This window comes from Kitasatospora sp. NPDC127116 (assembly GCF_042677365.1).
Taxonomy (GTDB): Bacteria; Actinomycetota; Actinomycetes; order Streptomycetales; family Streptomycetaceae; genus Kitasatospora; species Kitasatospora lactacystinica.
This window is the reverse complement of sequence record NZ_JBHXTL010000001.1, coordinates 84,088-107,794: the sequence shown is the minus strand read 5'-3', so window position 1 is coordinate 107,794 and position 23,707 is coordinate 84,088. Positions and strand designations below refer to the sequence as shown.

General features: G+C 71.4%; 19 protein-coding genes and 4 pseudogenes. 17 read left to right on the top strand and 6 right to left on the bottom strand.

From position 1 onward, the window contains the following. The 10 genes and pseudogenes from ACFVHV_RS00465 (at position 1) to ACFVHV_RS00420 (ending at position 11,883) form a co-directional block, all read left to right on the top strand. Positions 1–1,884, top strand: coding sequence for a hypothetical protein (locus ACFVHV_RS00465; protein ID WP_380347777.1), 1,884 nt, complete (start codon positions 1–3; stop codon positions 1,882–1,884). Beyond that, positions 1,881–3,410: an SCO6880 family protein gene (locus tag ACFVHV_RS00460; RefSeq protein ID WP_359896564.1), complete on the top strand. Its 1,530-nt coding sequence runs from the start codon at positions 1,881–1,883 to the stop codon at positions 3,408–3,410. Before ACFVHV_RS00465 ends, ACFVHV_RS00460 begins: the two co-directional genes overlap by 4 nt. Then, positions 3,410–4,939, top strand: coding sequence for a type VI secretion protein (locus ACFVHV_RS00455; protein ID WP_380347775.1), 1,530 nt, complete (start codon positions 3,410–3,412; stop codon positions 4,937–4,939). Before ACFVHV_RS00460 ends, ACFVHV_RS00455 begins: the two co-directional genes overlap by 1 nt. Next, positions 4,936–6,672: a type IV secretory system conjugative DNA transfer family protein gene (locus tag ACFVHV_RS00450; RefSeq protein ID WP_380347773.1), complete on the top strand. Its 1,737-nt coding sequence runs from the start codon at positions 4,936–4,938 to the stop codon at positions 6,670–6,672. The genes ACFVHV_RS00455 and ACFVHV_RS00450 overlap by 4 nt, the downstream gene beginning before the upstream one ends. 12 nt (positions 6,673–6,684) lie before the next feature. After that, a complete protein-coding gene (locus ACFVHV_RS00445) occupies positions 6,685–7,212 on the top strand; it encodes a hypothetical protein (RefSeq protein ID WP_380347771.1) in 528 nt (175 codons plus the stop codon). A gap of 97 nt (positions 7,213–7,309) precedes the next feature. Next, entirely contained in the window at positions 7,310–9,298 is a 1,989-nt protein-coding gene (locus ACFVHV_RS00440) for a hypothetical protein (RefSeq protein ID WP_380347770.1), read from the top strand. A gap of 54 nt (positions 9,299–9,352) precedes the next feature. Next, positions 9,353–9,724: pseudogene (locus tag ACFVHV_RS00435) on the top strand (transposase); the annotation flags it as partial. A 159-nt stretch (positions 9,725–9,883) separates the two neighbouring features. Then, a pseudogene (locus ACFVHV_RS00430) lies at positions 9,884–10,150 on the top strand (ATP-dependent DNA ligase); the annotation flags it as partial. A gap of 218 nt (positions 10,151–10,368) precedes the next feature. Then, positions 10,369–10,587, top strand: a complete 219-nt coding sequence (locus ACFVHV_RS00425; protein WP_380347768.1) for a ferredoxin — start codon at positions 10,369–10,371, stop codon at positions 10,585–10,587. A gap of 90 nt (positions 10,588–10,677) precedes the next feature. After that, complete coding sequence (locus ACFVHV_RS00420) at positions 10,678–11,883, top strand: cytochrome P450 (RefSeq protein WP_380347766.1); 1,206 nt, start codon at positions 10,678–10,680, stop codon at positions 11,881–11,883. A 54-nt stretch (positions 11,884–11,937) separates the two neighbouring features. Here ACFVHV_RS00420 and ACFVHV_RS00415 read toward each other — a convergent pair whose 3' ends face one another. Then, positions 11,938–12,396 (bottom strand): hypothetical protein, encoded by a 459-nt coding sequence (locus ACFVHV_RS00415; RefSeq protein WP_380347764.1) that lies wholly within the window; start codon positions 12,394–12,396, stop codon positions 11,938–11,940. A gap of 11 nt (positions 12,397–12,407) precedes the next feature. Next, on the bottom strand, positions 12,408–13,460 hold the full coding sequence (locus ACFVHV_RS00410) for a hypothetical protein (protein ID WP_380347763.1): 1,053 nt from the start codon (positions 13,458–13,460) through the stop codon (positions 12,408–12,410). A 453-nt stretch (positions 13,461–13,913) separates the two neighbouring features. On the opposite strand from ACFVHV_RS00410, the gene ACFVHV_RS00405 reads away from it, so the two are divergent. After that, entirely contained in the window at positions 13,914–14,291 is a 378-nt protein-coding gene (locus ACFVHV_RS00405; protein WP_359896578.1) for a nuclear transport factor 2 family protein, read from the top strand. Positions 14,292–14,490: 199 nt separating this feature from the next. On the opposite strand, the gene ACFVHV_RS00400 is transcribed toward ACFVHV_RS00405, so the two are convergent. After that, positions 14,491–14,880 carry a hypothetical protein gene (locus tag ACFVHV_RS00400; RefSeq protein WP_359896579.1) on the bottom strand — a complete coding sequence of 130 codons (390 nt, stop codon included), beginning with the start codon at positions 14,878–14,880 and terminating at the stop codon, positions 14,491–14,493. A 70-nt stretch (positions 14,881–14,950) separates the two neighbouring features. Here ACFVHV_RS00400 and ACFVHV_RS00395 point away from each other — a divergent pair, with 70 nt between their 5' ends. Next, complete coding sequence (locus ACFVHV_RS00395) at positions 14,951–15,088, top strand: hypothetical protein (protein WP_380347761.1); 138 nt, start codon at positions 14,951–14,953, stop codon at positions 15,086–15,088. Positions 15,089–15,207: 119 nt separating this feature from the next. Here ACFVHV_RS00395 and ACFVHV_RS00390 read toward each other — a convergent pair. Then, positions 15,208–15,351 (bottom strand): annotated as a pseudogene (locus ACFVHV_RS00390) (IS5/IS1182 family transposase); the annotation flags it as partial. Positions 15,352–15,851: 500 nt separating this feature from the next. Between ACFVHV_RS00390 and ACFVHV_RS00385 the strand changes: the two are divergent. From ACFVHV_RS00385 to ACFVHV_RS00375, 3 genes and pseudogenes are all read left to right on the top strand, one after another. Then, positions 15,852–17,414, top strand: coding sequence for an RICIN domain-containing protein (locus tag ACFVHV_RS00385; protein ID WP_380347759.1), 1,563 nt, complete (start codon positions 15,852–15,854; stop codon positions 17,412–17,414). Positions 17,415–17,615: 201 nt separating this feature from the next. Beyond that, positions 17,616–17,945, top strand: coding sequence for a hypothetical protein (locus ACFVHV_RS00380; protein ID WP_380347757.1), 330 nt, complete (start codon positions 17,616–17,618; stop codon positions 17,943–17,945). 185 nt (positions 17,946–18,130) lie between these two features. Beyond that, positions 18,131–19,020 (top strand): annotated as a pseudogene (locus ACFVHV_RS00375) (glycosyltransferase family 2 protein). 127 nt (positions 19,021–19,147) lie between these two features. On the opposite strand, the gene ACFVHV_RS00370 reads toward ACFVHV_RS00375, so the two are convergent. After that, the gene (locus tag ACFVHV_RS00370) at positions 19,148–19,645 is read right to left on the bottom strand and encodes a DUF4259 domain-containing protein (RefSeq protein ID WP_380347755.1); all 498 of its coding nucleotides are present in this window, start codon (positions 19,643–19,645) and stop codon (positions 19,148–19,150) included. Further along, entirely contained in the window at positions 19,642–21,171 is a 1,530-nt protein-coding gene (locus tag ACFVHV_RS00365) for an ISL3 family transposase (RefSeq protein WP_380347947.1), read from the bottom strand. The genes ACFVHV_RS00370 and ACFVHV_RS00365 overlap by 4 nt, the downstream gene beginning before the upstream one ends. Positions 21,172–21,799: 628 nt before the next feature. Here ACFVHV_RS00365 and ACFVHV_RS00360 point away from each other — a divergent pair. Together ACFVHV_RS00360 and ACFVHV_RS00355 are read left to right on the top strand one after the other, a co-directional pair. Further along, the gene (locus tag ACFVHV_RS00360) at positions 21,800–22,615 is read left to right on the top strand and encodes a hypothetical protein (protein ID WP_380347753.1); all 816 of its coding nucleotides are present in this window, start codon (positions 21,800–21,802) and stop codon (positions 22,613–22,615) included. Between the two features lie 34 nt (positions 22,616–22,649). After that, positions 22,650–23,687, top strand: coding sequence for a radical SAM protein (locus ACFVHV_RS00355; protein ID WP_380347751.1), 1,038 nt, complete (start codon positions 22,650–22,652; stop codon positions 23,685–23,687). Positions 23,688–23,707 lie beyond the last annotated feature (20 nt).

Here is a 23,707-nt window from a genome sequence, read left to right as displayed (position 1 = left end):
GTGCGGCGCGCAATGCTGGTCCTGGTGCTCGTCCTGGCCGCGCTGACCGGGCCCACCGCCGCGTTCGCCGCCGCGCCCCCGCCGGTTCCCGTCCCGGGCGCCACCACCGGAACGCCCTGCCCCGCGCACACCCGGCCCGTCGGGCAGCCCGAGAAACCGACCGCCACCGGTCTGCAACCGAAGCCCCCGGCCGAACAGATGGACGCGCGCGGCGGCTGCGTACCGCTCGACGAGGACGGCTGCCAGGCCCTCGGGCTGAGGGACGACCCGCTGACCACCTGCGTGTACGCCACCTTCAAACACAAGTACTGCGACGCCGATCTCCTGCCCCTGCCCGGGATGGAGGTCTACTGCGAGAACGCCGACAAGGAAATGGCCGCGTGGTGCCAGCAACACACCAACAGCACCCACTGCATGGTCGGCGCCAAGCACAGCCTCGCCGCCGCCCTGAAGAACCCCGGCGCCGCGATCGCCGATGAGGGGACCAGCCGCCTCGCGCGCACCTTCGCCAGTGCGGCGAAGTGGGTGCTCGGGGAGATGGCCAAGACGGTGCTGGAGGGGTCCGTCGTGGACCTGGACGCGGACGGGATCTCGGACACCCTCGCCCTGATGCTCCAGTTGTCCGCCGTCATCGCCACGATCCTGCTGTGCGTGGAGGTCACCCGCACCTGCGTCTCGCACGAGGGCAAGGGGATCGCCACGGCGGTCACGGGCCTGGTCGAGTGGGGGCTGAGCTGCGCGGCCATGTACACCGTGACCCAGACCCTGATCTGGGCGGCCGACGACGTCTCCAACTGGATGATCCGCTCCTCCGGCCTGACCACCGACCAGTTCGTCGCCCGTGTCAGCGGCCTGTTCGCCGGGATGGACACCGTCTCCGAAGTCGGTTGGCTGCTGGTGCTGGGCGTCGTCGGATCGCTGGTCGCCGGGCTGATGTGGATCGAGTTCATCTTCCGGCACGACGCCCTCGACCTCCTCGTCGTGGCGTTCCCGGTGTCGGCGGCCGGGGCGATCAGCGAGTTCACCCGGCAGTGGGCGCCGACCGCCCGCAAGGCCGTGTACTCGATCGTCATGATCAAGCCGGTCGTCGTGATCACCTTGCTGATCGGGCAGGGCATGGTCGGTGCGGCCACCACCGTCACGGGCGTGGTCGGGGGCCTGCTGGTCGTCGGTGTCGGTGCCGTCGCCTGGCCGGTGACCGCCCGCTTCATGCCGTTCGCCGGCGGGGGTTCCAGCGGCGGGTCGGTCGCGAGCGGCATCATCGGCGCGGTCGGCGGCACCGCGGCCTCGGCGATCTGGGGCCGTGGCGGCGGGGTTCCGTCCGGGAGCGGCGCGGCGCCGCCGGGGCCGGCGCTGGCCAGGGCGGTGGAGTCGGACGACGCCGACCGGCGCAGGGCGGACGACGGCCGACGCTCCTCGGCGGGCCGCGCGGTGATGGCCGGGCTGATGGCCGCCCAGGGCGTGAAGGCGGGCACCGAGCTGGCCTCCGGCGGTCTGGACGCGATGGCCGCGCACGCCGGGCTCGGCTCCGGGCGCGACATGGGCGGTTCCGTCAACCTCCCGCCCAGCCGTTCCGGCGAGGCATCCGCGCCCGCCGGGTCGCCGGGCACCGCAAGGGCCCCGGCCGCTGCCTCGACCGGTCCGGCCCCCGCCGCCCGGTCTTCGGCCGCGCACTCCGGCACGACTGCGGCCCCGCCTCTTCCGGCTGCCGGCACGCCGCGACCGCCCCTGGCGCGCGCGGCGGGCGCCCCCGCACCGCCGGCTGCCCCGCAGCCCGGCCCGACGAACGGCCCGACGGACGTCCCGACGGCCGCCGCCCACCCGACCCCGGCAGCGGTCCCGCCCCTGCCGGCCGACCCGCCATCAGGAGGTGAGGGGCCGTGACGTCCCCCGAGGAGCCGGCGACGTACGGCGGCTGGCAGCGCGAGCGCAGCCCGTACCTGGGCGAGCTGAGCCTGAGCGGACTGGTGACGGTCGCCGGCGCGGGCCTGGTCGCGATGCTGCCGGTCTACACCCACGCGTGGGCGGGCGAGATCGTCGCCGTGCCGGTCGCGCTGCTGCTGCTCGCGGCGGTCTACCTGCGGGTGTACGGCCTGACCGCGGCGGAGTGGGCGGTACTCACGGTCCGATTCCAGATTGCTGTCGTCAGGAGGCAGACGATGTTCTTCAGCGGCGCGTTCGCGCCCCGGCGAGCCGACGGGTCGCGGCGCACGGACCTGCCCGGCGTGCTGGCCCGCCTGGAGTTCCTGACGGTGCCCACCGGGGCCGGCCGGGAGATCGGCGTCGTCCACGACCCGCTGCAGGGCCACTACTCGGCGATCATGGAGGTGCGCTACCCCGGGATCGCGCTCGCCGACACGGCCCGGGTGAACGCCCGCGTCTCCGGCTGGGGCGGTTTCCTCCGGGGGCACTGCGTCGAGGGTGGGCCGATCGTGCGGATCTCGGTCACCGACCGGTCCGCTCCCGAGGACGGCACCGCGCTGATGGCGTGGACGACCGGCCACCTCGACCGGGGTGCGCCCGCCGCAGCCCACGACCTGGTCACCGCTCTCGCCGCCGAGGCGGCGCCCGCGGCGTCCACCCGCCGCACCTACCTGACCGTCACCCTGGCCGCGTCCCGGGTCCGCCAGGACATCAGGAGCTCGGGCGGCGGCACCCTGGGGGCGACCGCCGTCCTGGTGCGCGAGCTGCTCGCGATGCAGGGTGCGATCGCCGCCGCCGACCTCCAGGTCGTCGCCACGCTGACCGTCGGCCAGATCGTCGAGGTGATCCGCACCGCCTACGACCCGGGCGAGGTGCCCGTGCTCGCCGCCCACGCGGCGGCCGCCTGCGCACCCGGGTGGGCGGGCACACCGCCGGGCGTGGACGAATCGGCCGCCGGCCCCGCCGCGGCCGAGCAGCACTGGAGCCGCTACCGGCACGACAGCGGCGTGTCGGCGAGCTTCGAGGTCTACGGCTGGCCCGAGGGCCGGGTGTACGCGAGCGTGCTGACCCCGCTGATGAGCCCCTCCGGCAACGCCCGGCGGAGTGTCTCGCTCACCTACGAGTGCCTCGGTGCCCGCACCGCCCGGGCCACGCTGAGCCGCGAGCGCACCAAGGCCGACGTCAAGCGCCGGGTGCGCGCACGGGGCGGGCGGATCGAGTCCCTGGACGAGCGCAAGGCGCTGGTCGACACCCAGGACCAGGACCACGCCCGCACGGCTGGCCACGGCATCGCGCGCTTCAGCGGCGTGGTCACCGTGACGGTCGACGAGCCCGAGGAGCTGCCGCTGGCGACCGCCCGGCTGAAGCGCGACGCGTACACCTCCGGCCTCCGGCTGCGCGAGCTCTACGCCGCGCAGGACTCGGGTTTCGCGGCGACGCTGCCGCTCGGGCTGGGTCTGCCGGTCAAGCGGCGGGCGGTGATCTGATGGGCCGCCTGAGCGACTGGATGCGCCGCGGGGACACCGACCTGTCCTCGATCGGCCTGCCGGACGTCCTGACGACCGGGCCGGCGCCGGTTCCCGCCCAGCGCGGACGGCGGGCACCGCGGCGCCCGGCCGCCGCACCGCCGACGCCGCTCCTGGGGTGGCCCGGCCCCCACGCCGGAAGGGCCGTACGGGTCGCGGCCCCGGAGGTCCACCGCTGCGACACCCACAACGTCTCCGGCCTCTACCCCTTCGGGGGCGGCTCGGCCCTGCCTCCGGTCGGTGCCTACATCGGCCACGACATCCTGACCGGCCGGCAGTTCTCCATGCACCCGGGCGCGTGGGTCCAGCACAAGATCGTCTCCAACCCCGCCGTCCTGGTCACCGGCACCATGGGAGCCGGGAAGAGCGCGCTCATCAAGGCCCTGTCCACACGGCTGGCGGCGTTCGGCGTGAAGGTCCTGATCGCCGGTGACGTGAAGGGCGAGTACGGGCGGGTGTGCCGCTGGCTGGGGTGCGAGCCGCTGGAGCTCGGCCCCGGGCTGCCCGGGCGCATCAACCCCTTGGACGCCGGCTCGCTCGGCGACGGCCTGGAGCGCGTCACCGACCCGGTGGAGTGGCGCGAGCGCCTCACGGAGATCCACCGGCGCCGCCTGAGCCTGCTGTGCACGCTGCTGGAGCTGCAGATGCGCCGCCCGCTGACGCCGGAGGAGACGGAGGCGATCTCCGCCGCGATCAAGGAGGTCACCGGCCAGCTGAGGGGCACCACCGTCCTGGCCACCCCGACCCTGCGCGCCGTGCACGCCGCCCTGCGCGACCCGAGCACCGAGATGGCGCGCGAGCTGCGGATCCGGGGCGAGGACATCCAGGCCACCCGGGAGGCGACCAGGGCGTCCCGGGCCGCGCTGGCCACCATGCTCGACGGGCACGTCGGCGACCTGTTCAGCACCGCGGAGACCTCCCCCAGCCGCATCGACTGGTCGGCGCCGATGGTCAGCATCGACATCTCCCGCACCCGCGCCTACGGCGACGAGACCGTCGCCATGATCATGATGTGCATCTCCAGCTGGACCCAGGCCGCGATCGACCAACCCGACGGGCCCCAACGCCTGGTCGTCAGGGACGAGCTGTGGCGGGCGCTCCAGGTCGGCGGCGCCACGGTGATCCGCAAGCTGGACAGCGACCTGCGCCTGCACCGGGCCGACGGCGTCTTCGACCTCGCCGCCACCCACAGGTTGAGCGACTTCGAGGCGGTCGGCGCGGCCGGGAGCGAGGCGGCGATGATCGCCCAGCACATGGTCTCCTCGTTCGACACGAAGATCACGATGGCTCAGGACGCCAAGGCCCTGGGGCCGATCCGGGACGCGGTCGGCCTCACCGACCCGCAGGTCGAGCTCATCTCCGGCTGGGGCCGCGCGCACGCCGGCCGCGGCCTGTGGATGCCCGGCCGCTCCGGCGCCTTCCCGGTCCAGCTCCACCTCACCGAGAAGGAGAAGGAGCTGTACCACACGGACGAGCGGATGGCCCTGTGACGAGCGACCAGCGCTCCGAGCCGACCTGGGCCGCGACCGTGCTCGGCGCCGCGGTGCTGTGGCTGCTGGCCTCCGGCCTGATCGCCGCCCGGGCCGCCGCCCTGCTCACCGGGCACTCCTGCCGCCCGGTCGGCGGCGCCGGCCTCGCCGCCGTCACCTGGCCGCTGCGCGGGCCGGCCGCGGCCTTCGCCCCGGCACCGCCGGGCTGGCTGTGGTGGCCGCTGCTGGTGCTGATCTGGGCCGGCCCGGTCGCGGGCGGGACGTGGCTGTGGATGCGCCGCGGCACCGACCGCGGCGCGGACGGCGCCCGCTGGGGCGGCCGGGCGACCGAACGCCGTCTCCGGGTACCGGAGGAACCCGACCGGCGTCGCAACCGCATGGCCTTCGGCCGCAGCAAGGCCCGCCGGAACTGGATCCTCGCCGCCAAGGAGAACATCTCCGCGACCGTGTTCGGCCTGCCCGGCAGCAGCAAGACCACCGGACTGGTGCTGCCGATCGCCGCCGAGTGGTACGGCCCCTGCGTGATGACCACCGTCAAGGCGGCCGACCTCGACGTGGTGTACGCGCGGCGGGCGGCCCTGGGACCGGTGTACGTCGTCGCCCCGGCCGGCCTGCCCGACCGCCCGACCGCCCGCTGGTCGCCGGTCGACTACTGCGCGGACGCCAAGGCCGCCGACCGGATGGCCACCTGGCTGGCCGACGCCGCCTCCACCGCGGGCGATCCGCGGTCCGGCCCCTGGGTCGACCAGGCCAAGGCCGTCGTCAAGGGCGTGCTGCTGGCCGCCAACCTCGCCGGCGGGGACATCACCACGTTCAGACGCTGGCTCGCGCTCGCCGAGGACGCCGTGGACGAGGTCCGCGAGGTCCTGGTCGACGGCGGCCACCCCGATGTCGCGGACGACTACGCCGCCGCGTTCGCCCTGCACCCCGACGGCGTCGGGAGCATCAAGTTCACCCTCGGCGTGATCACCAAGGTCTACGCGGACGAGGAGGTCCGGGCCACCGCCGCGGCCAGCGACTTCACTGCCGAGGAGGTCCTCGACCGGTGCGGCACCGTCTGCCTGATCGCCAGCGAGGCCGACGGCGAACGCTTCGCGCCGCTGCTGACCGCGATCACCGCGAGCATCGTGCACGCCGCCCAGGCCCGCTACCAGCGCACCGGCCGCCCCCTCGACCCCGCGCTCGGCCTCGTCATCGACGAGGCCGGCAACTGCTTCCGCTACAAGGCCCTGCCGAGGCTGCTGACCGTCGGACGCGGCATCGGCATCGTCGCCCTGACCGTGTGGCACGACCTCAGCCAGCTGATCGGCGTGCTCGGCCGCGAGGCCGCCAACACCGTCATGAACGCGAGCGGCCTGCGCATGCTGCTGCCCGGCAACGCGGACCCGGAGACGCTGCGGGCCTTCACCAACCTCCTCGGCCGGGCCCTGGTGACGAGGAGGTCGACCAGCAGGGGAGGCGGCGGCGCGTCCACCTCCGAGCAACTGGTCGAGACCGACCTCGCGCCCACCCACGTGCTGCGGGAACTGCCCGACTTCACCGCGATCGCCGTCTACGGCAACCAGCGCCCGGTCCAGGTGAAGCTGCGTCGGACGTACGCCGACCCGGACCTGATCGGGCTCCTGGCCGGGAAACCCGAGCCGACGGCCGCGGCGGGCCCCGCGCCGGTGGTGGTCCCGCCGCGGCCGCAGCATTCACCCACGACACCCCCGGTCCCGCTGACCAAGTCCTGAGGAGAGCACCCCGTGTCCGAGACCCGCACCGAGCCGACCGACGGCCTGTACCCGGCCGATCCGTGGACGGACGTCCCCGAGCCCGACCCCGCGCCCGTGCCGCGGATCGTCCTGCGCGACATGGAGCCGCAGGAGCGGCGTTCCCGGCTGGAGGAGCTCGGGCACTGGCTGCGCTGGCTGGTGGAGGTCAACCCGGAGGCTCGCGCCTCGGTGCCCGCCTGCTGGCACCGGCACGAGGACGTCATCGAGGTCCTCCTCGCGCTGCAGATCGGATGGGTCCGCTCCTACACCTGCCCCAGCGCTGGCCGCGATACCGCCGAGGCGGACTGGCTGATCACGGCGAACAACCTCCTCCCGACCACCCGCCGGGCGAAGTGCGCCAACGGGCACGCCGACCCGGTCGCCCGGCCCTGGGGCGGGCCGGACGAGGAGACCCTGCGGCAGTGGCTGGAGGAGCCCGGCGGCCTCGGCACCCGCGAGCGCGAGCACCCCAGCCCGGTCCTGGCGGCGGAGCTGAGCACCGACGAGCCGCCGCTGTAGTGCGCCGAATCCGACGCACCGTAGTGCGCCGGATCCGACGACACCCCGCCCACCCGCCGAGGTCCGGTGGAAGCCGGCCGACCCCGAGGAGGACCTGATGCCACCCGAGCCCGCCGAACCCGACACAGATGCACGGGAGCGGCTCACGCCGCAGGACGCCGCGGCCGACGGCCCCGCCCCACCACCGTCCACGACCCGCGGGACCGTCCGGGGGCCCGCCTCCGCGCAACGGGGCGCCGCACTTCGACAGCCGCCCGCGGAGCCGCTCTACAGCGTCCTCGGCGACCCGGCGTACGAGGTCGTCGAGTCCCGACGGGTCGGCGAGAGCACCTACGTGCGCGCCTACCGGCGCGGAACCGAGGAGGAGTCGCTCTGGGTCCACCGCGGCGAGGAGTCCGAGGAGCTCATGACCAGCGGCGGGGCGTTCCGACCCCATGACGCCTACCGCGCGATGACCGGACCGAACGCCCCGACCTCGCTCTACGAACAGCTCGTCAAGGAAGGCGACCTCTGGGACGTCCAGGTCCGCGACAACGAGCGGTGGGAACGCGAACGCGAGCGGGCCGAGGCCGAGGCGGCCCTGCACAGCCTGAACGCGGGGCCCGACGACGACGGCATGGCCCAGGCCCAGGCCGAGGACGACGGGGCCACTGCCGCGAAGCCCCGTTCCTCCGACGACGGGTGGCTGTCCGACGCGCTGGCGCTCACCGCCGACATGCCGCAGGAACAGGCCGCACTCCTGCGGGAGCGCCTCGGTGTGCTGACCGCGGCCCCGCCGGACGTCCGGCACGAGCCCGCCCCGGACGACGCGGCGCACGCCGGGCTCCCGCCCGAGCAGGCCCTCGCCGAACTCACCTCCGCCATCGAGACCGTACGGGCCCGCGCGGAATGGTGGCTGGCGCTGCCCCAGTGGGCACAGGTCCAGTCGGTCCAGGCGGCAGCCGTCGGGGCCTGGGCCGCCGTCAAGGAGGCCGTCGGGCAGCAGACCGTGCTCGCCGACGGCGAGTACCTGGCCACCCGGCTCCTGCGGGGGATCTGCGCCGCGGCCTGCCGGTCGGTCGCCCGCCTCGCGGCCGACCTCGCCCACGACCTCACCACCCGCGGCTACGGCGGCACGCCCGCCTGGACCGCGCTGCGCGCCCTGTCCCGGCGGGCCGGAACGCTGGCCGCACGGGTCCTCGGGCGTCCCGTCGACCGTGCCACCGCCCGGCGCCTGGCCGCGCTCGACGCCGAGGTCGCGGCGGTGGCCGAGGCGGAGCGGGCCGACCGGCGCGCGGTGCTGGCCGACGGGGCCGACCGGGTCGCCGTGGCCTTCGCGGCCTGGGCCGGCACACCGATGGGCCGTCGGCTGGCGCGCTCCGCCCACCCGCGCGTCGCCGCGCTCCGCAGGGCCTGGCAGGGGATCCCACGCCCCGGCGTCGAACCGGCGTCGGTGGCGCGCGCCTACGCCCGGCTGGCGCGGGCGGCCCGCGCCCTGGCCGACGCCGCCCGCGCCGCGCGCCGGTTCCGCAGCGCCGACGTGGCGGTGCTGGACGCCGTCACGCGGGCCGCGGACGAGCACACCCGCCGGGTCGCGCCCGCCGCCGGCCTCACGCCGCCCCCGCCCGCCGTCCGGCACGCCCCGTACGCGACCGGGCAGGGCGCGAGCGGCGGCTCCATGCTGGTCGCGGACGCGCTCAGCGCGTGGACGGCGACCGAGATGGGCGGCCACCTGCACGGCTCCCGGCACCCCCGGGTGGCCGCGTTGAGGGCGTCCTGGAGGAGCCTTCCCCCGGTCGATCTCCCTGGCGGCCCCGCCGTGGCAGCCCGGGCCTTCCACCACGTCGCGGAGAGGGCGAGGGCTCTCGCCGAGGCCGCTCGCGCCTGCGACCGCTTCCGGCCCGGCGACCTCGCTTCCCTGGACGCCCTCGCCCTGGCCGCCGCCGTCCACGCGGGCCGACTGGCCGCCACCGCCGGCATCACGCTGCCCTCCGGGGCCGGCACACCGGCGACGCCGGCGCACCGGGCGGCGGTGCTGCGGCTCGCCGAACCCTTGCAGCAGGGCACGTCGCCCTCGGCGAGGCCGAGCGCTCCTTCCTGGAGCTGATCCGGCTCGTCCACCAGCACCGCGGCCCGGAGCGTACCGCCCTGCTGGAGCAGGCTGGCCCGCCACGGCGACAGTCCCGAGGAGCCCATACCAGTGGTGATCGAGACCCCGCGCGGCCTGCTGGTCGCCGCCCTGCGGGCCACCGGGCGCAACGTCTGCGCGATCAACCCGCTGGCCGCCGCGCGCTACCGCGACCGCAGCAGCGTCGCCCGGGCCAAGTCGGACGCCGCCGACGCCCACGTCCTGGCCAACATCCTCCGCACCGACATGGCCACCCACCGGCCACTGCCCACCAACAGCGAACTCGTCCAGGCCGTCGCGGTCCTGGCCCGTGCCCACCAGGACGCGGTCTGGGACAAGACCCAGATGGTCAACAGACTCCGCTCCCACCTGCGCGAGTACTACCCGGCCGCCCTCCAGGCGTTCCACGGCGCCGGCGCGCTGGCCTCGACTCCAGGCACGCCCGAACGGACGCCGCCACCCCCGAGTTGACCGCCAGCGACATGAGATGTCTTGGTGGTGCGACCGCCTCGGGACCGTCCGAGGGCCTCGCCGGCCGCCCGGGCGGTCGGCGAGCCGGGGCTCGGCCCGTGGGCGATGCTCGGCAAGACCTTCAAGGGGCTGACCGACCGGATGCTCGCCCGGGAGACCGGTCGGGACGCCCGGACGGTGCTGGTCCGGCCGGAACTGGTCGTCGGGGTCGCCTTCGACGGGCTCCGGCGCAGCCCCCGCTACCCCGCCGGGCCGGCCCTGCGGTTCGCCCGGGTGGTGCGCCACCGGCCGGACAAGAGCGCCGCCGAGGCCGACACGGTGGCCTCCGTACGGGAGTTGGCCACCGCCGAAGGCTTGTGAGGCCGTCCGCGCGACCGGGTCCGCCGACCCCTCCGGCGACGTACCGCGGGTTGAAACGCATTGTGCCGCCATGGGGGTTCACACACAGGGGCCGAATCAGCCGTTCTCGGTCCGGCCACCGTACCCGTCCGTAAACGGACCGGCGACGGCTAGTTTGACCGTGACAACGAGAGGCGGCCGCCGGGCAGCCGGCGCCGCCCTGGCGAAAGGTGCCCGACATGCAGGTGAGCGTCGACCGGGACCGTTGCTGCAGCTCCGGCATGTGCGTGACGAACGCCCCCGCGGTCTTCGACCAGGACGACCGGGACAGTCTCGTGAGACTCCGTCAGACCGTCCTGCTGCCCGAGCAGTTCGACGACGTCAGGATCGCCTCCGAACTCTGCCCGGGCCGGGCGATCACCGTCACCGGGGACGAGCCCGCGCGGACCGGGGCCTGACGGACCCCGCCGCCGGCCCCGCAGGCCGCCGGGAACCTTCCCGGGCCCCGAACCCCACGAGAACACCCGCGACGTGAGGAGACCCCCGCCTTGACCACCGCACCCACCACCCCCGTCCTCCCACTGCCGGCCCGGCACTCCGGCGGCTGCCCGTTCGGCCCGCCGCCCGCGTACTCCGAGGCCGCCGCCACCGGGCCGGTGACCAGGGCCGAGCTGCCCGACGGCGACCTCTGCTGGCTGGTCACCGGCATCGCCGAGGTCCGCACCGTGCTGTCCGACCGCCGGTTCAGTGCCGACATACGCCACCCGGCCTTCCCGCTGCTGGTCGCCGGCGCTCGCGAGCTGATCACCGACAATCCGGACTTCCTGCGGCTCGACGACCCCGAGCACGCCCGCCAGCGCCGCATGCTCACCGGGGAATTCCTGGTCAAGCGGGTGGAGGCGCTGCGCCCGGAGATCCAGCGGATCGTGGACGAGGCACTGGACCGGATGACCGCGGGCCGGACCACGGCCGACCTGGTCACCGACTTCGCGCTGCCGGTGCCCTCGCTGGTGATCTGCCTGCTGCTCGGCGTGCCGTACGAGGACCACGACCGCTTCCAGCGCCTGAGCCGCACGATGCTCAACCAGGAGAGCACCGTGGAGCAGCTCCGGGAGGCCCAGGAGGAGGTCCTGGACTACCTGCGCGACCTGACGGCCCGCAAGCGCGCACAGCCGGAGGACGACGTCCTCAGCCGACTCGCGGCGCGGGACGACCTGACCCCGGACGACGCGGCCGCCATGGGCGTGCTGCTGCTGGTCGCCGGGCACGAGACGACCGCGAACATGATCGCGCTGTCGACCGCGCTGCTGCTGGAGCACCCCGAGCAGATCCCCGGCCTGGCCGACCCGGCCACCCTGCCGGGCGCGGTGGAGGAGCTGTTGCGGCTGCTGACCATCGTGCACACCGGCCTGCCCCGGGTGGCGCTGGAGGACGTGGAGCTGGGCGGCGTCACCGTCCGGGCCGGGGAGGGCGTGATCGCGATGCTCTCCACCGCCAACCGGGACGAGGCGGTGTTCGGCGGCGCCGGCCATCGGGCGACGGACGAGCTGGACCTGTACCGGGACGCCCGGCGGCACCTGGCGTTCGGCTTCGGCGTGCACCAGTGCCTGGGCCAGCCGCTGGCCCGCGCCGAACTCCAGATCGCCCTGGAGACGCTGTTCCGCCGGCTGCCGGGGCTGCGGCCGGCCGGCGAGCGCGAGTTCCGTACCGAGTCGTTCATCTACGGGATGCGGTCACTGCCGGTGACCTGGTGAGCGGGGCCCAATGGAGGACTCTCACCGGAGTACCGGGCGGAGCTGTCCGGGCGATCATGTGCGGAGCCGGATGACGAGAGCGGCTGCGGTGACGGTGCCGAGGCAGACGTATCCGCGCTTGTGGTATCGGTTTGCGACCGCTCGGGTGTGCTTGGGCTTGTTGACGGTCCGTTCGACGGTGTTGCGCTTCTTGTACCGCTTCTCGTCGAAGGCCGGTGGGCACCCGCCGCGTGAGCCTTTGCGCAGGCGGGCGGCCTGACTGTCCGCCTTCTCCGGGATCGTGTGCCGGATGCCGCGCCTGCGCAGGTAGGCGCGGCGCGGGCCGTTGCTGCAGGCCCAATAGGTGTTGAGGGCTGGGAGTTGGATCAGCTCTGGCAGGGGCCGAGCGAGACGTCTTGCTGTATGCCGCGCTTCGAGCGCTTCGACAAGAGTGATGCGTGCGCGGCCCCTGCCGCTTGGGACGCGGCTGCCGTAGCGTGCCGTGGTTCGAGCCGTTCCCAGGGCCATCAGCAAGGGAGGCAAGATCACTCCTCGTACCACTGCTCTGCCCCGAGCCGGGCCTCGCTGATGGCGGCGTCACCGACACGGGCGGCACGCACCCACACGCCGAGGCCGTAGATCTCCGTGTCCCCGCTGACGGGAAACCGCAGGCCGAGGTCGTTGTCCGTGAGGTACCGGCCGATGTCGGCTTCGACGGCGGTGACCGGCCGGCCGACGAGCGGGATGCCGTCGAGGAGGACCTGGGGGCCGGATCGCCCAAGGGCGGTGACCGCGGCAAGGAGCGGGCCGCGGCCTTGCTCCCACCCCCGGTAGTGCGCGCGGACGCCGGCGGCCTCGAACCGCTCCTCGGTCAGCCGCTCCTCCGCAGGGTCGCCCTGGGCCGCCCAGGGGGTGCCTGCGGGGAAGGGATGGTAGGTGCGGTGCGAGGATGCCGTCTCCCCGCCCAGGGCAGCCGACACCTGCTCCGGCGTCATCTCGAACCGAAGCGGCCCCACCCGCTCCAGCGGCACACACACCCACTGCGGCCGGTCCCGCTCGGGCCGTACCGTCCATGGCCCCGGTTCGGGGTCGGGGCGCCGGGAGTTGCTGCGCCAACTGGCCACGTTCACGTCGCCGTACGGGTCCTCGGCCAGGCCGGGCACGGTCACCAGCAGGTCGGTGATCATGGCATCCTGCCGCTGCTGGAAGCCCTCGGCATCCGGCAGCCACTGCTGGACCGCGCCCACCGAGACACCCCACGCCGGCACGTCCTGCTCCCCTTCGGCGTTCGGCACTTGCGTCACCCCGCGCCGCAGCGCCAGGTGGCTGATGTCCGCGCGCACCTCGGAAGGCGCCCGGCCGACCAGCACCACGCCCTCCAACAGCACCAGCGGCCCGCGATTCGCATTGATCCCCACGGCCACCAGTTGCTCCCGCGGTCCGAAGATCGCGCTCACTCCGTGCCGGCGGTACCGGTTCCACGACCGCAGACCGCCGCTGAGGACGCCGTCCGGAGCGTCCTCGCCCAGCGCCACGTTCACCTGTTCAGGAGACATCCCGAATCGCAGCGGCCCCACCCCCACCAGCGGCTCCAGCAACCAGCTCTCCCTGCCTCCGACTCCGGCGCCCATCCCAACCCCCATGCTGCGTACGGTCACCGGCACAATCGGCCTGCAAGGAACATCAACTTGGAAGACATCTTATTTGGAGAGTCGGCGGTAGCAGATGACGGCTGCGGCGATGCCGGCGAAGGCCGCGAAGTGGTCGACCTTGACCTCGTAGCGGCGGTGGAGTCGGCGGAATCCGTTCAGCCGGGCCACGGTGCGCTCGATCCCACTGGCTCCACCAGTTCAAGCGCCTCCGCATCCGCTACGAGCGACGCGCCGACCTCCACCAAGGACTACTCGACCTCGCCTGCAGCATCATCTGCCTCCGGTGCCCTCAAAGGTCATTACGAAACGATCAGCAAGTGCTGTGACCGGGACGGTCCACCGTGATCGGAAGGCGGCGAACGGGACGAGCGCACGCGCAACGGCTGGTATTACTGGGACATGCAGGAAGAGACGGCACGCTCCGCGATCGACACGTTCATCTCCGCGTTCAACGCCTCGGACGACAGCTATGTGACTGCCCTGCTCTCCCAGGCCCTGACCTCGGACGTGGTCTTCTGGGGGCCGTTGGGCCGCAGCGAAGGAATCGCGGCGGTCGAGCAGTTCGTGCTGGACATCCGGCGCCACCCGGCGGGGACCGGCACGATGGCGCGCTGCTCGGCGGTGGACATGCCTGACGAGTGGGCCCGGTACCAGTGGGTCTTCACCACGCCGGACGGAGGCCCCCGCCTTGCGGGAACGGACGTCGTCCATCTGCGGCGGAGCCTCATCGACCAGGTCATCGTCTTTGCGGGGGAGATCGAGCCGTCCCCCTCCTGAGTCGCCCTTCTGTCGCTGTCCTTCTCGTGCACTTGTCCCTTGCCGGCCTGGGCCACCGACGCGTTCTACCGCGAGAGCGCGGCCAAGGCACGCCTGCCGCCCAAGGGATGCCTGCGGTGGGGTGGGCGGCGGCCGAAGCCACCGCGAGACGGTCAGGCGGCGGGCTGCCGGCCCTGGTTGTCGAGGTGGCAGCGGGCGGTCAGGCGTCAGGGTCGACTTCGGGGTGCGTGAACCGCACGGGCTTGCCCAGCGACCGGGCGTAGGCGATTTCGGCTCGGGTGCTGTCTCCGATGTAGTCGCCGACTACGAGCACCTCATCAGCGAGCCGGATCTTCGCCCGGTGCAGATCGTCGAGTCGAACCTTCAGCGCCTCGGCCTCGACAGGATCGGACCAGAGTTCGTGCGGCGACTTCATGTCACAGGCCGGTTTGACGACAATCCTGCCGGCTTTGGTTTCCCGCAGATCGGCCTCGTTCATCTCGGTCATGAAGCGGGTGGAGCCGCAGATCACGACGATACGCGGGAGGCTCAACAGCTTCTTCGCGTCGGCGAGCCTCTCCGCGGGGGTGAGCAGTTGCGGGTGTGACACTGGTTCCTCCTGGTGGCGTGGTCCAAGGGGTGCCTGCGGAGACGAGAACGAGGGTATCCAAGATCGTTTTGTGACGACCGACGTGGACACCCTCGCGACAGCACTCTGTGCGGCGACCGACGACATGCCGAAGGAGCATCCCGACCTGGCGCTGTGCCGCCCGGCCACCACCTCGGCACCGTCCCTGGCAACCGAGCCCGGTCACTGATTGTCCGGCATGCTCTGGTCCCCATCACCTTTCGGATCCAGGTGAGCCATCAGGCCCAGGAATATCCCTCCAATTCCTCCCGACTGAGCCGGGGACGCAGCAAGGCGCCTCGTGGCGCACATCAGGCGCTCGACGGTGTTGCGCTCTGTGCAGAACTCGACGTCGTGGCTGACAGGCCGGCCGCCCTGGCGGCCCTTCTTCTTCCGGTTGGCGCTCTGGTCCCTCTTCTCCGGGATGACCGCCTTGATACGGCGTTTGCGCAGGCATCTCCCGCCACTGCCCGCCCGTCCGTCCGTCCGTCCGTCCGCCCGTCCGGAATCGCCGAATCACGCCCTCGAACTGCTGCCGCAGCCGCTCCGGGTACGGACCGCACTCGCCGATCGGCACGTACGGCTCGATCAACACCCGCTCCGCATCCGTCAATTGCGCTCGCGTCGCGCACCACGGTCTACCGGATGACCCGCCGCGAAGGTGAATCGTGCACATTGATCATGCCCGAATACGTGCCCGAGGGCCCGGCCCGCACAGAGCAAGAACTGGTCGCCCGAGCGACACGATGGGACGGCTGTGGCCGTGCGCCTGGCGCATGCTCCCGCGCGCTCCTTCCGCGAGCCGGACCGCACGCCGATCATGGACATGCTAACCGGAACGATCACCTACGCACGACGGCGTCGGTCCGCTTGTCCACGCCCCGCCCGCCGCCGTCGCCGTGTACGCCGGGAGTTCGCACCGGACACCGACGAAGCCCCATGAAAGGACCGCGATGGCCATACCCCTGCGCACGCGCCTGACCCGCATCGCCACGCTCGGCACCGCACTCCTCGCCGCCGTGGCGGCCGTCCCGCTCGTGGCGCCCCCCGCCGTGGCCGCCGCCGCGAACCCGATCTGTCTGAGCGGCCAGCTCCTCTTCGACTACCAGTCGGCCGAGGAGGGCCCGTCCAAGCCCACCCGGACCAGGCCCGTCCGCAACGCCAACATCCAGCTGTGGGGCCGCGAGAAGCCCACCGACCCCGCGCGCCGGCTCAACGTCAACGTGACCTACGACTACACCTCGTACCTCGACGGCTCCTACAACCTCTGCTACACCCCCACCACCACGACGACCATGAGCAGCATGTGGGTGCGGTTCGACGCCGAGAGCTCCCGGCTGTGGAGGACCGCGGACGCCAACGGCACCACGTACACCCTGGACTCGCCGGTCCGGGAGAACGTCTCCGCGAGCACCTCCCTCGGTGTCCTGAAGCCCTCGGCCCAGACCTCGCGGGCCTGGCACGCCTTCGACACCCTCAACCTGCTGTGGTGGAACCGCATCAACCCGGTCAGCCTGTGCTGGAGCACGCACGAGCCGAACAACTCGGCCTGCACCGAGCTCACCGTCAAGTGGTACCCCGGTTCGACCGACGGGCCGCTGTACCTCGACAAGACGGTCTACCTCCCCGACGCCGACCCCGACGCCGAGCACGTCGTCCTGCACGAGGGCGGCCACTTCCTGATGGAGCGTCTCTACAACGGCGCCATGCCGCCCAACAGCATCTGCAGCAACCCGAACTTCGCCTGGGCGGCCAGCTCCCGCCCCTGCGCGTGGGTCGAGGGCTTCGCCAGCGCCACCGCCGCCTACCTGCTCGGCGACAACCGGTACGTCTGGGCGGACGGGAGCAGCAGCGCCTACGTCTACGGTGGCGGCTGGGACACCGGGGACCAGGTGTCCGGAAACGTGACCGGCTCGCTGCTCGACCTCTGGCGGCAGGTCGACGGCGGCTGGGCGGGCACCATCAAGGCGTTGACCGGGAACAGCCCGGCCAGCTTCGCCGAGTACTACAGGAACGTCCGGCCCGCCGCCAACCCGCCGCTCGCCACCACGGGCACGGCACTCGACCAACCGGCCCGACACACCATTCACTACGCCGTGACGGTCGTCGGCGACGGCAAGTACCACGGCCTCACCAACGGCAACAACCTCGCGCTGAGGCGGGTGGACCCGTGCTGGGTGGGCTCCAGCTCCCGGACCGACATGACCGCCTACGACACGTCCGTCCCCGAGCAGCGCTGGAAGCTGGACGCCAACGCGGACGGCACGGTGCGGATCTCCGACGGCTGTCCCACCCCGCGGGCCCTCACGTCCTTCGGGCAGTACAACGAGGTCGCCGCCCAGACGTTCGACCCCGCGGACCCGAAGCAGAAGTGGACGGTCACCCAGAACGACAGCGGCACCCTGACCTTCACCTGTCAGGCGACCGGCCTCGCCCTCAGCACCACGAGCACCAATGCGACCGTCCAGCAGGCGAGGAGCACGAACAAGACCCAGCGCTGGGCCGTCCTTCCGTAGACAGGCACGGCGGACCGAAAGCCGCCACCCATCGCCCGGGGCGGGGAGCCGACGGGGCCGACTTCCCGCCCCGGGCGATGGCACTTCTTCAGTGGCTCCGTCGGTCCGGCTCTCCGCACAGCCGCTGACGGCCGGCAGTGCTTCGTGAGAGCGGTCAGCGCCTTGGGGTGGGGCCTCGCGAGGACGTGAAGGAGGAGCAGCGTGGCCGACCAGCCCGGCGTGTTCGCCGTCCTCGAAGGCGCCGACGGGAGCGGCAGGAGCGCCATCACCGAACAGCCGGTTGCCGTGCTGCGCAGCGCGGGGCACCCCGCTCGCCGCCTCGATCACGCCCGGCCGACCGGAGACCGGGCGCACGCCGCCCCGGTGCGCGCCGTCAATCAGCTCATCCGCTCGCCGACTGCCACCGAGGCCGGCTGGGAGCACCTGAGCCTGGCAGCAGCAGCGCAGTACCACTCCATCGTCCACGCCCAGGTCGCCCCGGCCGTGGCCGCGGGCTGCCCGGACGCGGTGCTCGGCCGCGCGAGGTCCTGACCCGGGACGCGCGGAGTACGGCGAGTTCACCGAGCACATCGCCACCCGCCTGCGCCGCCTCGCCTCCCGGCACGGCCGGCCCGTCGTTCCCAACGGCACCCACCGGACCGCCGCGCAGGCGGCCACCGACCTGTGTGATCTGATCGAGCATCGCATCCGATCCGCCGTCCATGCCCCGGAGCCGTATGACCAGCAGCCCGAAGCCCACCGTCGACGCGGTGGTCCTCACCATGAACGATCGCCCCGAGGAGTTCCCGCGGGCGATGGCCTCGCTCCTCGCCCAGGAGGGGGTCGACCTGCGCGCGGTCATCGTCGGCAACGGCTGCGAACCGGACTACGTGCCTGACGGCGTCACCGTCGTCACCGTGCCGGAGAACCTCGGGATCCCCGAGGGCCGCAACGTCGGAGCCGACAGCCTCGCCGGGCCCGACGAGGCGGAGTTCCTCTTCTTCTTCGACAACGACGCCATCCTGCCCGAGCGCGATGTCCTGGCCCGGCTCGTCGAGCAGGCCCGCCGCCACCCCGAGGCCGCCTATGTCCAGCCGCGCATCGCCGACCCCGACACCGGCGTCACCGTGCGCCGCTGGGTGCCCCGGCTGCGGGCCGGCGATCCGAGCCGGCCCGGCACCGTCACCGCGATGGCCGAGGGCGTCGTGCTGATCCGCAGGGCGGACTTCGAGCGTGCCGGGCACTGGCCGGGCCGCTTCTTCCTGTACCACGAGGGCTTCGACCTCGCGATGAGGATCTGGGACCAGGGCCGCACCGGCTTCTACGCCCCGGAGATCATCGTCCACCACCCCGCCGGCGACCCCGCCCGCCACGCCCTCTACCTGCGCCTGGTCGCCCGCAACCGGGTCTGGGTCGCCTACCGTCGCCTGCCCGTACCGCTCGTCCCGGTCTACATCACGTCCTGGATCGTCATCACGGCGATCCGCATGCGGCGCGACCGCGCCGCGTCGCGCACCTGGTTCGCGGGCTGCGGGAGGGGCTGCGCGGCGGGCACGGCGAGCGCCGGCCGATCTCGTGGGCCACGGTGTGGCGCCTGACCCGGGCGGGGCGTCCCCCGGTCCTGTGACCCCGGCTCGCTCGTGTCCCAGCCCCGGATCCGTCGGTGATTCCGGTCTTCCGGTCCGGCCGTTGGCTTCGTTCACGTGAAGAGGTTCTGGCTCAACTTCCGTGATCGGTAACGCTGGGTTATTCGGTTAGAGATCGAAGACCGGGTCTTGCTGAAGCTCGGGCTCGGGTGCGAGGACGGCGCGGATGCGGCTGATGGTCTGCCGCCACTTCGGTCCGTCCACTGTCTCGTCCCAGAGGTCGGCGAGCTCGGACTCCTTGGCACCCACGCGGTCGAGCGCCTCGACAGCGAGCGACCGAAGATCGATGGCGAAGATCGGAAGGGCTTCGTCGGGGCCGTAACTTGTGCTGATTGGTTCACCGCCCGGGCACTGGGCGGCGACGAGAGCGGCGGCGGCAACGGCCTCAGCTCCCTCAGGACTTTCTAGGTAGTCCCGGGTCTGGATGGTGCGGATCAGCGTCGTCCGGACCAGGGTCTCGCGCTCGTCCTCGGCGGCTTCGTCCAGAGCGTAGGCGAAGTCTGCGGCCATGTCGTTCTCGAACGGGCCGATGTCCCAGGTTCCCATGATGATCTCCTCGCGCCACTGTGCGGCGATCATCGCAGCGGCCACCGACAAGGCCGTCATGAGGCCAGCAGGACCCGTTTCCGAAGGAGCGCGAAACCCGCGCGGCCGAACATCTGGCGCTTGAGCATCTTGATCCGGTTGACGTGGCCTTCGACGACGCCGGAGTTCCAGGGGAGGGTGAGTCCTGCGATGACGGCGTCCCGGTCGCGGTCGATGCCGGCGGCGAGAGTGTGGAGGCTGGGAAGGTCGTCCTGGCGGACCGCGTCGAGCCAAGCGGGGAGACGCTCGCCCTGGCGCTCGGTGAGCATGACGGCGAACGAGCGGACGTGCCGGGTCAGGGCGTCAAGCTCGGGGCAATGGGCCAGGACGCTCTTGAGTTGGATCTGCTCGGCCTCGGACAGCGCCGTGGGCCGCCGGAGAATCCAGCCGGCGACGGTGCGAGGCGATGGCGGCGGTGCGGTCACCGGCTGCGGCGAGGTGCGTTTCAGCCGGATGTAGGCCCGGACGCGTTGGTAGCTGCCCTTGTAGCCGAGCGGGATGATCTCCTCCCAGAGCTTCCAGGCGTTGGTGCAACCCTCGCTCCAGCGGTCGTCGAGGTAGGGCTTGTAGTCGTCGAGGACAGACGGCCGGTTCTGCCACTGGCCTTGGAAGAGATCCTCCGGGGTCGCGGCGTCGGCCAGAGCCTTGACCGTGCGGTAGGTCATGCCGAGCTGCCGTTGGACGGCACGCCGGCTGTGGCCCGCAGCCAGCAGGGCGTGCACCGCGGCGTGCCGGGCCCGGGTGCGGTCGGCGAACCGGAAACCCGTCGGCCAGGGCTGGTCCGCGTTCTCCTCCTGGAGTACGGGTTCGATGGTAACGGCCGGACTTGGAGCTGGAGTTACCGCGCGGAGGCACTGCCGGTGGCGGGCGACGGCCCGCTCGGCCGCCTCGCTGAGGTTGTGCCACAGGTGCCAGCGGTCCGCGACCTGGACGGCCTGCGGCGCTCCGGCGGTGGCGCCCTCGGCGAAGAACGGCGCGCGGTCACGGCAGACCACCTCGACGCCCGGCCGCTGGGCCAGCCAGGCCGCCAAGCTCGATGCCTCCCGGTCGGGCAGCAGGTCCACGGGCCGGCGGGTCTCGGCGTCGACCAGCACCGTCCCGTAGGCGCGGCCCTTGCGCGTCGCGTACTCGTCGACGCCCACCACCCGCGGGCTCGGCGGTTCCGGATCGGGGAGTTCCTCAACCATCCGCAGCACCGTGCTCCGGCTCACCGACACCCCGAACACCCCGGCCAGCCGGGCACCGGCCCGTCCGGCCATCGCCAGACCGACCGAGGCGAGTGCCGCCCGCAGCCGTTCGGTCCACCGGCCGTGGCGCCGGGTCAACCCCGCGATCTGCTCGACGAATGTCCGCCTCCCGCACAACGAGCTGACGCACACGAAGCGCCGCACCCGCAGGCTCAGCCGCACCCGTCTCCCCCCGACCGGCCCGTCGACGGGAAATCGCAGGTAACAGCTGTGCACCCGGGTCGACCAGCCCCCGCACCCCGGGCAGCTGTAACCCGCCGCCGAAGACTGGACCCTCACGTTCACCGACTCGACGTCCATGTCGACCGACAGCACCGCGACACCCGCGACCGACGGAAACAGCAGCCCCTCCAAGCGGGGCACCAGATCGTCCACGGTCCAGCACTGTCGGCCATCCCGGCCCGGCCGCTGGCGATTTTCAGGCAACCTCCCGCCGCCGACCGCACCGCCACTCGTCACTCACCGTGCACAGAGCACGGAAGTTGAGCCAGAACCGCACTTCGGACAGCACCCTCCTGGGTCCTGTTCGATTGTCAGGCATGTCGCAGGTTGCTCAGGTTCGAGGGCGGAGCGCGGCGGCGATCTCCCGGTTCTTCTCCCCGCCCTCGAAGCGTTCCACGGCCTGAAGCCGGATCCGCTCCCGCGCGGCCCTCTCAGCGTCGGTCAACCCGCCGCCCTGCGCGTATCTCACAGCCCAGGGCTGCCGGACCCGCCCAGCAGCTGTCAGGCAAACGGCCCCGACATCACGCTTTCAGGTTCAGTAACCCCGTCGTGGACCTCGCGGAAGATGGAGGTTAGCCGTTGTGAGTGACCTGCGGCGTATTCAAGTGGCGGGTAGCGCCGCCGTGCCTCAGCCTGGATTGCACAGGACCCCCCTATACCGCAGTGCCTGCAGCGCAACTACAAGCTAGGGCCGATGGGAGCTAGCGTGAGCAATCAGTCGGATGACGCGTTCGCCATCGATATTCGGCAGGATCTAGAGCGCATCGATCGGGTGATGACACAGATCGTCAACGATCCCGCGACTATCGACGAGTTCATCAGAGATCCCAATGGAGTGCTGGCCCGATTGGGCCTCCACCCGCCAGCGTCGCGTGCGATTCACGACCGCGTCAACAAAATCTTCTACGCCGTGCTCACAAATACAGAGCTGATCAACTTCATTGTTCGTCACTTCGAATCATTTACCAGTCCTGCAGCGGGCGATCAGAGCAGGATTAGCGAGGAGGCTCTCGCTCGAGGTGAGCTGCAAAGCAGCATCCAGTTCGACCTTGACGCTGCGGACCATGTATTCCGACAGCCCGATGCCCTTCGCGAGGTGTATCGACTCACGCTTTACGATCTGAACGAGCGCGGTCTACTCCAGAACTCATATACGCCGGAGCAACTAGACAACTATATCGAGCAGCTCACCGAGGCCATCTTGGCGCGCCGGCCACTGCGGGAAATACCGAAGCTCGAGGAGTGGGACGAGCACTACGGTGTCGGTACTGGCTACGGGGTGGGCGAAATCGAAATAGGCCCAGTGGCAACGCTGATCTCCGTTGTGGAAGCCGGGGTCTCGGTAACCGCGGATCCCGTCGCCCTTTTGATCACGCCAACAGAGGACAGGGCAACGATGCTCATCAAGGCTCACCAAGGAGACACCGCCTCGATCAGGAAGCTCGCCACTCTGTCCGCACTCTCGCGACTAACAAGCCAAATGCTGGTATACGCCCACAACTTCAGCAGCCGGCGGCGGTAGGCCGATAGGGATGGACTCAATGGAAATGCCCAGCATGATCGTGCAGCCGAGGGTATTGACCATTCTCGGCACATATAAATGCACGGCAGCTTGCAAAAATTGCTGCTTTACCAGCAACCCATACATCACCAAACGCCTGACGCTAGCGGATATTCTCTCATTCATCGAGGAGGGTGCGCGTTATCAAGATTGCCAGTTGGTGGCATTTTCTGGAGGGGAGTGCTTCCTCCTGCGAGATGATCTTGTAACTGCAGTTGCACATGCGACGAATCTTGGGCTAGCGACTCGCTGCGTCACCAACGGCTATTGGGCCAAGCGGATGGAGCACGGCCGCAGGCGCTTGCAAGCACTGAAAGCGGCCGGGCTGCGGCAACTCAATATCAGCACCGGAGACCATCATCAAAAATTCGTAGCCGCCGAAACGGTAATCAACGCCGCGTGCCTCTCGGTCGAGCTTGACCTTGACGAGACGGTGATTGCGGTAGAGCTACAAGAGGGCCAGCAATTCACCGCCGACCACCTCGTCATGGATCCTCGAATCCGACAGCTACTAGAGCAACATGGCGACAGGTTCCAAATTATCGAGTCCCCGTGGATGCCGACAGACTACAGCCAGGTCATCAAACAGAGTCAACGACGAATGCTCAACCGCCAAACATTGCACCTGCGCACTGGCTGCACTTCCATCTTGAATACTGGAGTTCTCACACCCGACAAGAATTACGGATTCTGTTGCGGCCTCACGCGCGAGCAGATTCCAGAACTCAATGCACCTTGGGAGCAAGGATCGTTTGACGCTCTGGTATGCGATGGGTCCGCAGATTTCTTGAAAATTTGGCTGTACGTAGACGGACCGGAGCACATCTTGGCGTGGGCGGCGACCAAGGATGAACGCATTCAATGGGAAGATCGATACGCGCATCACTGCCACGCATGCTTGGCCCTCTTCAAAGACCCCCTGGTTCGGGGGGCAATTCAAGCTCACTATCGTGAACGCATCGACGACGTCCTGTTGCGCTTCGCATCTGAGCTGCGAACAAAGCAAGCCATCAGACACAATTTGTCCCCCTGATGGATCCATACCGCGCCAGA